This is a genomic window from Parasaccharibacter apium (assembly GCF_002917995.1).
Classification (GTDB): domain Bacteria; phylum Pseudomonadota; class Alphaproteobacteria; order Acetobacterales; family Acetobacteraceae; genus Bombella; species Bombella apis.
Genome location: NZ_LMYH01000014.1, coordinates 17,773 through 31,309, shown reverse-complemented (window position 1 = coordinate 31,309; position 13,537 = coordinate 17,773). Strand labels below are relative to the sequence as shown.

General features: G+C 58.3%; 13 protein-coding genes and 1 tRNA gene. 6 read left to right on the top strand and 8 right to left on the bottom strand.

Annotation, left to right across the window (positions count from 1 at the left end; translation table 11 throughout):
- The first annotated feature begins 88 nt into the window (after nt 1-88).
- The 4 genes from ASO19_RS07205 to ASO19_RS07190 are packed head-to-tail and all read left to right on the top strand — an operon-like array spanning nt 89 to nt 3,585.
- Nucleotides 89-1,252, top strand: coding sequence for an MlaE family ABC transporter permease (locus ASO19_RS07205; protein ID WP_103765699.1), 1,164 nt, complete (start codon nt 89-91; stop codon nt 1,250-1,252).
- 2 nt (nt 1,253-1,254) lie between these two features.
- A complete protein-coding gene (locus ASO19_RS07200) occupies nt 1,255-2,049 on the top strand; it encodes an ABC transporter ATP-binding protein (protein WP_373364560.1) in 795 nt (264 codons plus the stop codon).
- Complete coding sequence (locus tag ASO19_RS07195; RefSeq protein ID WP_103765698.1) at nt 2,042-2,998, top strand: MlaD family protein; 957 nt, start codon at nt 2,042-2,044, stop codon at nt 2,996-2,998. Before ASO19_RS07200 ends, ASO19_RS07195 begins: the two co-directional genes overlap by 8 nt.
- Entirely contained in the window at nt 2,995-3,585 is a 591-nt protein-coding gene (locus ASO19_RS07190; RefSeq protein WP_086441836.1) for a PqiC family protein, read from the top strand. The genes ASO19_RS07195 and ASO19_RS07190 overlap by 4 nt, the downstream gene beginning before the upstream one ends.
- Nucleotides 3,586-3,671: 86 nt before the next feature.
- Here ASO19_RS07190 and ASO19_RS07185 read toward each other — a convergent pair.
- Nucleotides 3,672-3,747: transfer RNA gene (locus tag ASO19_RS07185), tRNA-Ala, on the bottom strand.
- Between the two features lie 140 nt (nt 3,748-3,887).
- On the opposite strand from ASO19_RS07185, the gene ASO19_RS07180 reads away from it, so the two are divergent.
- The gene (locus tag ASO19_RS07180; protein WP_227431471.1) at nt 3,888-4,211 is read left to right on the top strand and encodes a YggT family protein; all 324 of its coding nucleotides are present in this window, start codon (nt 3,888-3,890) and stop codon (nt 4,209-4,211) included.
- A 61-nt stretch (nt 4,212-4,272) separates the two neighbouring features.
- Here the strand turns inward: ASO19_RS07180 and ASO19_RS07175 are convergent, their stop codons facing one another.
- Both ASO19_RS07175 and tldD read right to left on the bottom strand, forming a co-directional pair.
- Nucleotides 4,273-5,412: a ribosomal eL19 family protein gene (locus ASO19_RS07175; RefSeq protein WP_373364559.1), complete on the bottom strand. Its 1,140-nt coding sequence runs from the start codon at nt 5,410-5,412 to the stop codon at nt 4,273-4,275.
- Nucleotides 5,413-5,583: 171 nt separating this feature from the next.
- The gene (gene tldD / locus ASO19_RS07170; protein WP_103765707.1) at nt 5,584-7,071 is read right to left on the bottom strand and encodes a metalloprotease TldD; all 1,488 of its coding nucleotides are present in this window, start codon (nt 7,069-7,071) and stop codon (nt 5,584-5,586) included.
- Nucleotides 7,072-7,232: 161 nt separating this feature from the next.
- Between tldD and glnA the strand changes: the two genes are divergently transcribed.
- Nucleotides 7,233-8,693, top strand: coding sequence for a type I glutamate--ammonia ligase (glnA, locus tag ASO19_RS07165; RefSeq protein WP_043559209.1), 1,461 nt, complete (start codon nt 7,233-7,235; stop codon nt 8,691-8,693).
- A 180-nt stretch (nt 8,694-8,873) separates the two neighbouring features.
- Here glnA and ASO19_RS07160 read toward each other — a convergent pair whose 3' ends face one another.
- The 5 genes from ASO19_RS07160 to speE all read right to left on the bottom strand — a co-directional run bounded on the left by ASO19_RS07160 (nt 8,874) and on the right by speE (nt 13,360).
- On the bottom strand, nt 8,874-9,833 hold the full coding sequence (locus ASO19_RS07160; protein WP_052348982.1) for an ROK family protein: 960 nt from the start codon (nt 9,831-9,833) through the stop codon (nt 8,874-8,876).
- Nucleotides 9,834-9,857: 24 nt separating this feature from the next.
- Entirely contained in the window at nt 9,858-10,160 is a 303-nt protein-coding gene (locus ASO19_RS07155; RefSeq protein ID WP_043559206.1) for a putative quinol monooxygenase, read from the bottom strand.
- A 212-nt stretch (nt 10,161-10,372) separates the two neighbouring features.
- Nucleotides 10,373-11,515 (bottom strand): glycine cleavage T C-terminal barrel domain-containing protein, encoded by a 1,143-nt coding sequence (locus tag ASO19_RS07150; protein ID WP_043559203.1) that lies wholly within the window; start codon nt 11,513-11,515, stop codon nt 10,373-10,375.
- Between the two features lie 112 nt (nt 11,516-11,627).
- Complete coding sequence (gene panB, locus ASO19_RS07145) at nt 11,628-12,461, bottom strand: 3-methyl-2-oxobutanoate hydroxymethyltransferase (protein ID WP_043559201.1); 834 nt, start codon at nt 12,459-12,461, stop codon at nt 11,628-11,630.
- 23 nt (nt 12,462-12,484) lie between these two features.
- Complete coding sequence (gene speE, locus ASO19_RS07140; protein ID WP_043559197.1) at nt 12,485-13,360, bottom strand: polyamine aminopropyltransferase; 876 nt, start codon at nt 13,358-13,360, stop codon at nt 12,485-12,487.
- Between the last annotated feature and the right edge of the window lie 177 nt (nt 13,361-13,537).

The window sequence follows — 13,537 nt, the reverse complement described above, 5'->3', positions numbered from 1 at the left end:
AGAATGAACGGACAGAATATTTTGTGGGCAGGGCCATGTTGCAGAATTTCACTTCCCCCGTGCCTGTGGCAGGGCATACCGTCTCCTCATGACACAACAGGCTGTTCCCTCCCCCACCAAAGACAGCACCCCGCCTTCATGGTCCATTGACGATACGGCCAACGGGCTGTCCCTGACCATCCGGGGGGACTGGAAGGCCCTGCAGGATGATGTGGTGCAGTTCCCGGCAACTGCTCTCACCTCCTCCCACCCAGGGAGCGGGAAGACATTGTCCATCAACCCGGACGGACTGGGCAGCTGGGATTCCTGCTTCATCATGTTCCTGTGGACCGTCAAGCAGGCCGCCTGCCAGGCCTCCCTGACATTTGATGATCACGCCCTGCCGTCTTCCGCCCAGCGCCTTCTGGCTCTTCTGCCAGAAAAAGTGGAACACCCCCCCCCCCACCAGCAGGACCGGGAAAGCTTCTTTGCCCGTGTTGGCGGAAAGACGCTGGACATCCTGCATGAGACAGCCACATCCAGCGCCCTGCTGCTGGAAGTCATGCGAGGAGCTGTCGGGACGCTGCGTGGCAAAAACTCCATGCGTCTCAAGGACCTGCTTGTGGATGTCTGGAATGCTGGCCCCTCGGCACTGCTCATCGTCAGCATTGTCAATTTTCTGATCGGGGCCATCCTGGCCTTCGTGGGGCTGCTGGAATTACGTAAATTCGCAGCTGAAATCTATGTGACCAATCTGGTGGGCATTGCCTCCGCCCGTGAAATCTCCGCCATCATGACAGCCATCATCATGGCCGGACGTACGGGCGGAGCCTATGCAGCCCGCATCTCCACCATGCAGGGCAATGAAGAGATTGACGCTCTTCAGGTGACTGGCATCTCCGTGGCGGGCTATATCCTGCTCCCCTCCATTCTCTCGCTGATCCTCATGATGCCGCTGCTGTATCTCTATGGCACGCTGGTCTCGATTTTCGGCGGTTTTGTCGTCTCCATGACCATGATGGACATTTCTCCCACCGGATACTGGCTCTCCACCTTCAACGGCGTGGAACTGAGCCAGTTTGCCTTCGGGTTCATCAAGGCACTCTTTTTTGCTGGCTTCATCGCTCTGGCTGCCTGCCGGATCGGCCTGAAAGCCGGCCGCAGTGCTGCGGATGTCGGCATTGCCGCCACACGGGCTGTCGTCATCGGGATTGTCGGGGTCATCGCTCTGGATGCCGTTTTTGCCGTCCTCGCCAACGCCGCTGGAATCTGATGATGTCTGATAGAGAAACTCTCATTTCCGTCCGTGATCTGCAACTCTCTTTCGGGCCCAAGATCATCCAGCAGAATGTGTCATTCGACCTGAAAAAAGGCTCCATCTTTGCTGTCATGGGGGGCTCCGGCTGCGGCAAAAGCACCCTGCTGAGGAGCATGATCGGTCTTCTGCGCCCCACGGCAGGGCACATCATGGTGGGTGGGGAGAATTACTGGGAGCAGGATGACGCCCACCGCACGGCCATCAACCGCCGTTATGGCGTTCTCTTCCAGAGTGGTGCGCTGTGGAGCTCCATGACCGTGGGCGAGAATGTCGCCCTGCCGCTGGAGATGTTCACGGACCTCAAGCCTGATGCCATAGACCATCTCGTCCGCCTGAAACTGGGGCTGGTGGGGATGGAGCATGCCATCGATCTCTTCCCCTACGAGATTTCCGGCGGCATGAAAAAACGGGCTGGACTGGCCCGGGCCATTGCGCTGGAGCCGGACATCCTCTTTTTTGACGAACCCTCCGCCGGGCTGGACCCGATCACCTCCGCCCGGCTGGATGACCTCATCCTCACCCTGCGTGACGGACTTGGGGCTACGATCGTCATTGTCAGCCACGAACTGCCCAGCCTTTTCACCATTGCTGATGATGGCATCTTTCTGGATGCTGTCACGCACAGGCCCATTGCCAGTGGCTCACCCCGTGCCCTGCATGACAGCTGTACCCTCCCGGAGGTGACGGCCTTCATGCACCGCTCTGCTTCCATCCCTTCCCAGACAGAACAGAAGGCCGAACAGCATGTCTGAAACCACCAACAGAAAAACCCAGATCGGCATCTTTGTCGTCCTTGGGGGCGTGCTGCTACTGTTCATCATCATGACATTCGGGCATCTCCGCCTCTTCTCCAAAACACGGGACGTTGCCGTGGTGTTCCAGAACTCCATTGCTGGCCTGTCTGTCGGGGCCCCAGTCAATTTCCGTGGTGTGAAGGTCGGATCCGTCCAGAGCATCACCCTGCATTTCGACCCACAGGACCACAAAGCCTATATCCCGGTCATCATTACTCTGGAGACCGGGCAGATGCATGTTGTCCAGGACGATGCGGGGGGCAAGCAGGTCAATTTCCAGACAATGATTGACAATGGCCTGCGCGCCGGACTGAACCTGCAGAGCCTCGTGACGGGACAATCCAACATCGAACTGGACTTCGACAAATCCGTTCCCGCCACGCTGCATCCCCGCATCACAAAACTGCCGGAGATTCCTGTCCGGCTCTCCACCATGGAGAAGCTGAAAAACACACTGGAGCAGATTCCCATCAAGGATATCAGCCAGCATGCTGATTCCGCCCTGCTATCCGTCACGGAGCTGAGCGAGGGCCTGCGCCATGACCTGCCCGGCCTCATTGCCAGCCTGAAGAGAACATCCGACCAGTCGCAGGAAACCATGCAGGTTGCCACTGCCACCATCAGGGACCTGCATACCCAGCTGGATGGGTCACTGGCAAAACTGGACCGACTGTTTGATACAGGTACCAACCAGCTTGAAATGCGTGGAAAGGATATCCACAGGACACTCCTCTCCGCCACAGCCACATTGGAGGCCCTGCAGGACATTCTCTCCGCCCGTTCCGTGGACCGAGCCAATCTGGATGCTGCGCTGCGGGATATTGCCGCAACGGCTTCCTCTCTCCGTGGGTTCGCCAACGATGTGGAACGCAATCCGCAACTTCTGCTTATGGGACGCCACCCATGATGTTTCCATCACGCCGTACTGTTCTTGCCCTTCTGGGAAGCTGCACCCTGCTTGCAGGCTGTGCATCTCCCCAGCTGCACATCTATACGCTCGGCATTCCTGTCCATACCGATACGAAATCCCTCCAGGTGTCTCCGCAAACAACCATCGTGCAGATCAGCCGGATCATCATGCCGGACTATCTGGACAGCCAGGAGATCATCACCCGTCAGGGGGAGGAAATCCGCCGCAGCCCCAACTCCCGCTGGGCATCCCGCCTGTCCCTTGGCATTACGGACCTGATCACCAACGAAGTGGCTGCCTCCCAGCATGACATCCTGGTGACGGACCAGCCCCTGGCCCAGGCAGCCGACATGCAGATCATGGTTGCCATTTCCGAATTCGATGTGGATGTGAGTGGTCATGCCATACTGAACGCCCATTGGGCCATTGTTCCGCATGATCGCCACAAACCGATGGTCCGCAACATTGCGCATCTCGCTGCCAATGGGCCTGTCAGGACAGATGCCGATACGGCCGCACTGATGCGGAAACTCGTAATACAGCTGGCGGAGCATATCTCCAGATCCATCCCAGCAACACCGTAAAGCAAGACGGCCCCCGGGACTGAAACAGTGAACCAGTCCCAGCCCTCTTCCCCGATGCCATCCCAAGCTGTTTTTCAGGAAAATCGTGGTGGAGCTAAGGGGAGTCGAACCCCTGGCCTCCTCATTGCGAACGAGGCGCTCTCCCAACTGAGCTATAGCCCCACAATCTGCCGTTCAAGACACCATGCACGCCATGAACTGTCAAGTCATGACTGCCCAGCAATTGGTCTCGCCAGCCATGCAGAAGATTGTTACATGTGTGGGTCTGCATCTCCTCACGCCATCAGGAAGGATATCCGCCTGTGCATGCTGCCATCATCTATCTCCAGGTCATCAATCTCCTCATGGTGGTGCTGGATGTTTATACATGGATCATCCTTGCCTACTGCCTTGCCTCCATGGCCATCGGTTTTGGCGTCATAAACCCTCAGACCAACCGCTTCGTGAGTAGCCTTCTTGAGATACTGGCAAGGCTTGTGGAACCCGTTCTGCAACCCATCCGCAATATTCTACCAGACACAGGCATGATGGACTTCTCCCCCCTCATCCTGCTCCTGGCCATTCAGTATGGCATTCCCTTCATCCTGAAGAGCATTTTCAGAATCTTCTTCCTCCCACAGGGCTGAAACGAAAAAAACCCCCGCCTGAAAATCAGGTGGGGGTTTTTCCTGTCCGATGAAGAGCTGATCAGAACACGGCAAACACAGCGGCTTCCGGTGAGATGGACCGGGACGTATTGTGCCCGGCCACCGGCAGGATCACACCGACAATCCCACCAACACTCGACGTCCAGTTATATTCAATCCCAGGCCCGACATTGAAGGCACCGGACCAACCCGTCCGAGAGTTGATGTATTTCTTTGAATAAACATTGTACCCATTGACCGAACTGGATGTAGCCCAGGTATGGTACAGGTCCAGCGCAAACACCCACTTCTTGGTGATACCCAGCTCGACTGAACCACCCTCATTCCCATAGGGACCGGCATGACCACGCCCGGTGAAACCTTTCTCTGTCCCATAACTGGTGATGTTGCGCAGTTTCGTACTGGCCACCGGATGGCGTACCTGCGCCCAAAGACGCACACGCATTGCATGGTCAAAAAACGGCAGGGCAAACTGGCTGTGCACACCATAGCGAAGTGCCCAGACACCCTGGCCAACCCCCTCTGACGCATTGGAAAGGTTCTTGTAATCACCTGTCGGGGTATTCACACCAAAATAAAGCGTGATGGACGGCGTATAATGCGGTGTCAGACGGTACTGGAACTCCACCGGCAGATCATTAAACTTCAGGCCGGAGTGTTTGGTATGATTCCCCCAGCTATAGCTGTATGTCGGCAGCAGATAGATGGACAGATGGTCCGTAATACCATATTTCGCCAGCGAAAACTGGGAAATGGAATGCTGCCCCCCGGCTCCCTTCCGGGTATTGAGATGCCCGTTGGAATCAAACGCACCGGCAGGCAGGCCAGCCGCTACATAAGGCTCCACAGCAATCATGCCCGGGACAGGCAGAGCTGGTGAGGGAGAATAGAGGGACCCCGTATACCACTGCTCCGGCAACGGCTTGGAGGCTGGTTTCTCCGCAATGGACACGACCGGCTTCTGGGCAGCAGCCTCATGGGAAGAAGCCGCAACAGTCGTCCCCGCAGCTGCGCTGGCCGGCTGGGTAGCTTTGCCCGTTTTCTGGGCCGAGCTGTCACCTGCTCCGTTACCGTTACTGGCCGCCACAGCCGTCTCCGCAGCATGCACATCTGCACAGGCACCGAAAGTACCTGCAAAGAGACTGGACAGAAGGGCTGCGTAACGCACGGACGTCTTCATCACGATAAACCATCATCCCATTGTTGTGATGAGAAAACATTACGACAGCAAAAAGATAGTTTGCAATAGAGAAATGAAAAATTATTTATATCTGAAACATATTCCATTTGTTTTATCTATCCGGGACAGCCCCGGGGAAAACCAGACCAATGGTCTGTTTCCAGATAGTCATCAGGACGCTGTCCCTCCAACTGTCAGGCCACTCACCTTCAGCATGGGCTGCCCCACACCAACAGGCACACCCTGCCCGGCCTTGCCACATGTCCCTATGCCCGGGTCCAGCTCCATGGCGGGGCCGATCATGCTGATCTGCTCCATCACCGCTGCTCCACTGCCAATCAGCGTCGCCCCACGCACTGGTGCCGTAACCCGGCCATCTTCAATCAGATAGGCTTCCGAAGCAGCAAACACGAATTTGCCAGAGGTGATATCAACCTGCCCGCCACCAAAATTGCGGGCATACAGGCCCTTCTTCGTGGAGCGGATCATTTCCTCCTCCGAGGCCTGCCCCCCCGCCATGATGGTATTGGTCATGCGCGGCATCGGCGCATGGGCATAGGACTGACGGCGGCCATTCCCTGTTGGCGTTACTGATGTCAGGCGGGCATTCAGCCGGTCCTGCATGTATCCCTGCAATATCCCGTCTTCAATCAGCACGGTCCGGCTGGTGGGAGTTCCCTCATCATCCATGTTCAGGGAGCCACGCCGCTCCGGCAAGGTGCCGTCATCCAGAACAGTCACCCCCGGGGCAGCAATACGCTGGCCCACGCACCCGGAAAAAACAGACGTCCCCTTGCGGTTGAAATCACCCTCAAGCCCGTGCCCGACAGCCTCATGCAACAGAATCCCGGGCCAGCCGGCCCCCAGCACAACCGGCATGTCCCCTGCCGGAGCCGCCACGGCCTCCAGCGTCACCAGGGCCTGCCGCAGGGCCTCTTGTGTCATGGCCTGCCAGCAAGACGGCTCCATAAGGCGGGACAGAGCATACCGCCCTCCCTGTCCGGCACGGCCACTCTCCCGCCGTCCGCCCTGTTCCACCACCACGGAAACATCGAGCCGGACCAGCGGACGGACATCCACCAGCGGCCCTGCATGCCCCTCCTGAAGAAACGCAGGACGCATGATCCGCACGACCTGCCACTGCGTGTTGAGGGTCACATTCACCTGCACGACACGGTGGTCCAACCCTCGCCCATAGGCCTCAATCTCTCCCAGCAACGCCGCACGCTGTGAGAAATCCCCCCCCTCAAGCGGATGTGCTGCACCATAAAGAGAGGCCCGTCCATCTGCCGCCGCAACCTCCTGCAGGCGGGAAGGGGCCTGCTGGTCCGGTCGGAGAGCCATGCGCTCTACACTGCCCAGCCCCTCGGCGGCACGCCGCAACGCCCCCATCCCCAGAAGATCCGAGTGGGCAAAGATGGTCTGGCTGCCCGTGACACCCCGCAGGCCAAACCCTGAAGAGCGGTTGAAACCAGCCGTCCGCAGCAGGCCATTTTCCAGCCCCAGCGTCTCTTCTTCCCGATATTCCAGAAACAGCTCCCCGTCATCCATGCCAGCAAGACTGCTGGCAAGCTGACGGTTCACGTCATCAGGCGTCCATGGCAGGGTCTCATGAAAAAAAAGGGCGTCGGATATTTTTACAGGGAAAGGCGCAGACATGACCACCAGATGGATTTTCCATACGGCACAGATGCCGGGGATTATAAAAAACTGAGGCAGCACTGTCTCATAAAATGAAGTTTATGAGCAAGCACTCGACAGATGGCCAATTGTCCCCTAATCGTTTTGGTATCAGTCCAAAAATTGCGAGGCACGCAGCCATGGCGAAAAAAGCAGTTTCCTCTCCTTCCGCACAACGCCCTTCCCCTCAGAAAGCCGCCATCCAGCGCGTTTTTGAGCTGATCGAAGAGCACGGCATCGAGTTCGTTGATCTCCGCTTCACCGACACGAAGGGCAAATGGCAGCACACCACGCAGACGGTCCGCACCATTGAAGAGGACACCTTCACGGAAGGCTTCATGTTTGACGGCTCCTCCATCCAGGGGTGGAAGGCCATCAACGAGTCCGACATGGTCCTGCTGCCGGACCCGGAAACAGCCGTGGTCGACCCCTTCTCCGCCCGCCCGCAGCTCATCCTGATCTGCGACATCATCGACCCCAGAACGGGCGGCTATTACAATCGTGACCCCCGTGCGACAGCCAAACAGGCCGAAGCCTACCTGAAGAAGAGTGGCCTGGGTGATACGGCGTTCTTCGGCCCGGAAGCCGAGTTCTTCATTTTCGACAGTGTCCGCTTCGGCACGGGTGAGAATTACGGCACCTACCACCTCGACAGCATCGAAGGGCCGGAAGCTGCCCTGAAGGACTACCCGGAAGGCAACATGGGCCATCGCCCGGCCCGCAAGGGTGGGTATTTCCCTGTTCCGCCGGTGGACAGCGAACATGACCTGCGCGCCGAGATGCTGGCTACCATGGGCGAGATGGGTCTGCCGATCGAGAAGCATCACCATGAAGTGGCCCGCAGCCAGCACGAGCTGGGCACGGCCTTCGCCACACTGGTAAAGTCAGCCGACTTCATGCAGATCTACAAATACTGCGTGCACAATGTCGCCCATTCCTACGGCAAGACGGCCACCTTCATGCCGAAGCCCATCTATGGCGACAACGGCACCGGCATGCATGTACATCAGTCCGTCTGGAAGGACGGCAAGCCGCTCTTTGCTGGCAAGCGCTATGCTGACCTTTCCGATGAGGCCCTGTACTACATTGGCGGGATCATTAAACACGCCAAGGCACTGAATGCCTTCACCAATCCCTCCACCAACTCCTACAAGCGGCTGATTCCGGGGTTTGAAGCCCCTGTGCTGCTGGCTTATTCCTCCGCCAACCGCTCTGCATCCTGTCGTATCCCCTACGCTACAAGCCCGAAGGCAAAGCGTGTCGAGGTCCGCTTCCCCGACCCGACAGCCAACCCCTACCTTGCCTTCAGTGCCATGCTGATGGCTGGTCTGGACGGCATCCGCAACAAGATCCACCCGGGCGAAGCCATGGACAAGGACCTGTACGAGCTGCCGCAGGAAGAGCTGAACATGATTCCAACCGTCTGCGGCTCCCTGCGTGAAGCTCTGGAGGCCCTGAAGACCGATCATGCCTTCCTTCTGGAAGGTGATGTCTTCACCAAGGACCAGATCGAAAGCTACATCACGCTGAAGATGCAGGACGTATACCGCTTTGAGCACACACCGCATCCGGTTGAGTTTGAGATGTACTACTCCGTCTGAGCCACCCCGTTCTTCCTGCTCCTAGCCGGGGCAGGAAGGGCTGGCCAGCGCACCATCGGAACAGACCGTCTGCCTTTCCATGAGGGGCAGGCGGTTTTTTTTCATGATGGCCGCCCCATGAAAAAAGGGCCTGCCCCCTGAAGGAGCAGGCCCTTGCCTCATGCGGCTGGCAATGCCGGATCAGGCATTTTTCTTGGAAATGCCATTTTCGGCTACATCCCACAGCCAGGCAGCCCCACGCACACCAGAACTGTCACCATGACGGTTCTGCACGATCGGTGTCGTGCAAGGCGATGTAATTACATAACGGGGCAGCAGCTTGGGCACACGCTCGTAGATGCTGGGAAGATTGGACACGCCACCACCCAGCACGATCACATCAGGATCGAGGAAATTGACAGCCTGCGCACAGGCCCGGGCGAAACGGTCCATGTAGAGGTCCAGCGCACGGATGGCAGCTTCATCCCCATTACGGGCCGCCTCTTCAATTCCGTTCGGGGAGCGGTTGCCTTCACCCTTCCATTCCGCAGCCAGTGCCGGGCCACAGAGATAGCGCTCCTGACAGCCCTCATTGCCACAGAAACACTTCCGCATGGGCATGTCTTCCGGCTTTGCCCACGGCAGAGGGATATGACCCCATTCACCGGCGATGTGATGATGACCGGAGAGCACCCGAGCATTGGCCACAATGCCACCGCCCATGCCTGTCCCGATGATCACGCCCAAAACGACGGAATAACCGGCACCAGCGCCATCAGCAGCTTCGGACAAAGCGAAGCAGTTGGCATCATTTTCAACACGCACGGGACGGCCAAGACTCTCCTCCACATCACGCTTGAAGGCATTGTTGTTCAGCCATGTAGCGTTGGAGTTGCGGACCAGGCCTGTCTCGGGGGACAGGGACCCGGGGATGCCGATGCCCAGAGTGGATGTCAGCTGAGTCCCCGTGATGCGATGGGCAGGCACACAGCCGATCTGGTCCTCAGCCTTCAGCACCAGGTCCCGGATGGCCTCGATGGCCTTGTCATAAACCCCGGGGTTGGGAATACGCTCGCGCAGCACTTCCTTGCCACTGCGGTCCAGAGCAAGAATTTCGATTTTCGTGCCGCCAAAATCAATTCCAAGACGATAATCAGCCATGTGATGATTCTCCCTTAATCCAGCTTACGATGCGGGATGCAGAGGCTGCTGTCGAATGACCTCCAGCTCGGCTCCATGCTCCTTGATGAAACCGGCCAGAGCGCCAAAATGCTTGCTGGCAAGGTGGGTTTCGAACCCGTCCTTGCTGGCCCAGATCTCGCTGACCATGAAACGCCCCTTCTTCTCAGCATCACGGGAAATTTCGTAACGCTGGCAGGCTTCTTCCTTCAGCGAATGACCAGCACAGACCTGCACGGCTTTCTCAAGCTGGGCGGCTTTCTCTTCAGCAATGGTGACCAGTGCCAGAATATGGATGCTCTCGCTCATTTCGACTCTCCCTGAGTTGCCCCGCCCAGCTGCCGATGGAACCACGCTGAGCAAAAAAAATGGCCGGAGGCAACACACATTCCTGTCAGTCCTCTCCCACTGTGGGAGAAGGCGGACAAGGCCTGCCTCAAGCCCTGCATGAATGCGAGCCTCACCAAAAAACAGGGCCGTGTAAAGCCCTGTTCACAAACTTTCACTCAGGTGTCTTCTGCTCAGCGGGCCGTCTGCGGGACGAAGGGCAAAGCCGTGACAGAAACCTTGTGGAGCTGCCCGTCCGCATCGGCGGCGTAAAGCACCGTACCCTCTGCTGCATGGGATGGTGTGACATACGCCATGGCAATCATGGCCCGCAGGGTCGGACTGAAACAGCCAGACGTAATGCGCCCGACCCGGTCTGTCCTTCCTTCATCCGAGAAGAGTTCCACACCGCCACCCAGCAGCACGTCCCCTTCCGGACGCAGACCAACGCGCTGGCGGTATACGCCATGTTCCATCTGCCCTTCGATCGTCCCGGCACCAGGGTACCCCCCCGCCCGTGCTCCGCCGGCCCGGCGACAGGCAGCTATGCTGCTGACCAGAGCGGCCTCCACCGGAGATGTGGTTTTGTCGATGTCCGCCCCATACAGACACAGCCCGGCTTCCATCCGCAGGCTGTTCCGTGTCTCCAGCCCGGCCGGAGCCACATCGGGATCGTCCAGCAGACGGCGGGCAAAGGCTTCAGCCTGACTGGCCTCCAGAGAAAGATCGAACCCTTCCATACCCGTATAACCGAAACGGGATACAATGAGGCTGCCACCCTCCCACTGCATGGCCAGACTGTCCCGATACCGCATCCCCATGATGGTCGTCTGGTCCAGCACACGGGCCAGAACCTCGGCCGACAGAGGGCCCTGAAGGGACAGCATGGCCCGGTCAAATTCCCGGATCAGCCTGCAATCATTGCCAATGGCATTTTCGAGATAATCAGCATTGTCTTCCCTGTTCTGGCCATTGAGTGTCAGGATGAACTCTTCTTCCTGACGGGAAATGGCCAGATCATCCCGGATGCCGCCCTGATCAGTCGTCAACAGGCCATAACGGACCCGGTTCTTCTCAAGCCCCATGATGTCCAGAGGCATCAGGGCTTCGAGCGCCTCAGCAACAACAGCGGCATTATCCTCTTTTGCACGGATACGGACCTGCCCCAGAAAGGAGATGTCAAACAGCCCCGCCTGCTTGCGGGTATGAAGATGCTCCACCTCCATGCCGAGAGGGTAATGCTCGGGCAGGGCATAGCCTGCATAGCATCCCATCGTGGCCTTCAGCTCTTCATGCAGCGCCTGAAGGGGGCTGGACTTCAATGTTTCATCCGTCATTCTGTTTTATCCTGTAAATACAGGGGAAGTTCACCACTCTGCCAGCTTCATCCCCGTCTGACAATCCGGGCCCGGGCAAGGCTTCACCACGTTCCCCACCTGGGGGAGCTGGTCATTCCCCCGCCTTCAGGCTGGCCAGTACATCCGACTTCATGCTCACGCTCTGTGCCTGTGTCGGGAAAGAGCCTTCCTCAACCTGCCGGACATAATGGGACAAGGCTCCAACCATCTGCTCTCCGATTTCAGCAAACCGATGGGCATGACGAGGGGATTTGCCTTCGAAAAGACCCAGCACGTCATGCCAGACCTGGACCTGCCCATCACAACCCGGCCCGGCTCCGATCCCGATGGTCGGAATGGTCAGGGTTCTGGAAACCAGCTCGGCCAGCTCGGCGGGAATGACCTCCAGCACAATACCGAAAGCTCCGGCCTCCTCCAGCGCACGGGCATCATCCAGAAGTTTACGGGCGGCCTCGACCTGCTTTGCCTGCGCCCGCAGGCCGATCTGATGCTGGGACTGCGGTGTCAGACCCAGATGCCCCATGACGGGCACACCCATTTCCGTCAGCCGACGCACGACCGGGGCAATCTCCCGACCGCCTTCCAGCTTCAGGGCCTGTCCACCACCCTCCTGCATCACACGGCGGGCCGCATCCACGGCATCCTGCTCGGTAGCATAGGAAAGGAAGGGCAGGTCGACCACAATAAGGGCTTTATGGCTGCCCTGGCGGACCATCCGTGCATGATAGATCATGTCCTCCACACGCACGGGCAGGGTCGTATCCCGCCCCTGCATGACCATGCCCAGAGAATCCCCCACCAGAATGACCGGCACGCCCGCCTGCTCGGCAATCAGGGCCGAAGCGTAATCATAGACCGTGAGCATGGCGATCCGCCGACCCTCATCCTTCATGGTCTGGAAGTCTGCGATTGTAGTCCGGCGCATGGTGGGGATCCTTCTCTATGGCCTCATGAACGAGGGAGGTTCTGGGCGATATAGGGGGGCAGGCTGAAAGAGGCAACATGCACCTCTGGCGTCCAGTACTGGCAGCCTTCCGCAATGCCCTGTGCACGACGGGCCAGCTCGACCTCGTCCGGACGGTGCGGCGGAGCCCCCTTCTTGGCCATGCCCAGTGTCATGAACCCACCAACATAGGTTGGCACGGCAGCCAGATAGGCCGTGACATGCGGGAAGAATTTCGCACGACGGGCCGTTGTCTCCCGCAGCTCATCTGCCTGCTGGAACGGCACGCCACACTGATTGACGATGATCCCTTCATCCGAAAGGATGCGGGCGCAGTTCTCATAGAAATCATCTGTGAAAAGCACATCACCCACGCCGATCGGGTCCGTGCTATCCACGATGATGACATCAAAGGCTGCATCACCAGATTTCTTGACGTAATCGATCCCGTCCCCAACGATGACCTCAGCCCTCGGGTCATTCCACGCATCCTTGCCAAACATCGGCAGGTGTTGCTTGGAGAGTTCGATCACGTCACCATCAATTTCCACCATGACGGCTTTCTCGACCGTCCTGTGCTGGAGAACACGACGCAGCACACCACCATCACCGGCCCCGATGATGAGAACACGTTTTGGGTTCGGATGCATGAAGAGCGGCACATGAGCCAGCATCTCCTGATAGATGAACTCATCCCGCTCCGTGATCTGCACGATACCGTCCAGCACCAGCACACGGCCATGGCTGCTGCTCTCGAAAATGCGGATGTCCTGAAACGGGGACTTCCTGTAGGCCAGTTCTTTCACAACCCTGAAACGCTGGCCCCAATCGGGATAGAGGGCCTCGTTGAACCAGGTCCCGGAAGACGTGCCAGATGTCATGGCGGCATCCTTTCTTCAATCAACGACGCCTGCCGCCCTCCATCACGGGGAGGCCAGCACAAACGCCGCTCCTTACCCCTGCTCCCCCTCCAGCATGGACGCTGGCCAGCGAACAGGAACACTCCATGGAATCCATTGGAAATTGAGGGAAAAACCCCCTGGCCTTTCCCTATCCGG

Excerpts from the sequence above, each read along its gene's own strand:
- ASO19_RS07205 (WP_103765699.1), top strand. The coding sequence starts at position 89 with ATGACACAACAGGCTGTTCCCTCCCCCACCAAAGACAGCACCCCGCCT.
- ASO19_RS07200 (WP_373364560.1), top strand. The coding sequence starts at position 1,255 with ATGTCTGATAGAGAAACTCTCATTTCCGTCCGTGATCTGCAACTCTCT.
- ASO19_RS07195 (WP_103765698.1), top strand. The coding sequence starts at position 2,042 with ATGTCTGAAACCACCAACAGAAAAACCCAGATCGGCATCTTTGTCGTC.
- ASO19_RS07190 (WP_086441836.1), top strand. The coding sequence starts at position 2,995 with ATGATGTTTCCATCACGCCGTACTGTTCTTGCCCTTCTGGGAAGCTGC.
- ASO19_RS07175 (WP_373364559.1), bottom strand. The coding sequence starts at position 5,412 with ATGAAGACGTCCGTGCGTTACGCAGCCCTTCTGTCCAGTCTCTTTGCA.
- tldD (WP_103765707.1), bottom strand. The coding sequence starts at position 7,071 with ATGTCTGCGCCTTTCCCTGTAAAAATATCCGACGCCCTTTTTTTTCAT.
- glnA (WP_043559209.1), top strand. The coding sequence starts at position 7,233 with ATGGCGAAAAAAGCAGTTTCCTCTCCTTCCGCACAACGCCCTTCCCCT.
- ASO19_RS07160 (WP_052348982.1), bottom strand. The coding sequence starts at position 9,833 with ATGGCTGATTATCGTCTTGGAATTGATTTTGGCGGCACGAAAATCGAA.
- ASO19_RS07155 (WP_043559206.1), bottom strand. The coding sequence starts at position 10,160 with ATGAGCGAGAGCATCCATATTCTGGCACTGGTCACCATTGCTGAAGAG.
- ASO19_RS07150 (WP_043559203.1), bottom strand. The coding sequence starts at position 11,515 with ATGACGGATGAAACATTGAAGTCCAGCCCCCTTCAGGCGCTGCATGAA.
- panB (WP_043559201.1), bottom strand. The coding sequence starts at position 12,461 with ATGCGCCGGACTACAATCGCAGACTTCCAGACCATGAAGGATGAGGGT.
- speE (WP_043559197.1), bottom strand. The coding sequence starts at position 13,360 with ATGACATCTGGCACGTCTTCCGGGACCTGGTTCAACGAGGCCCTCTAT.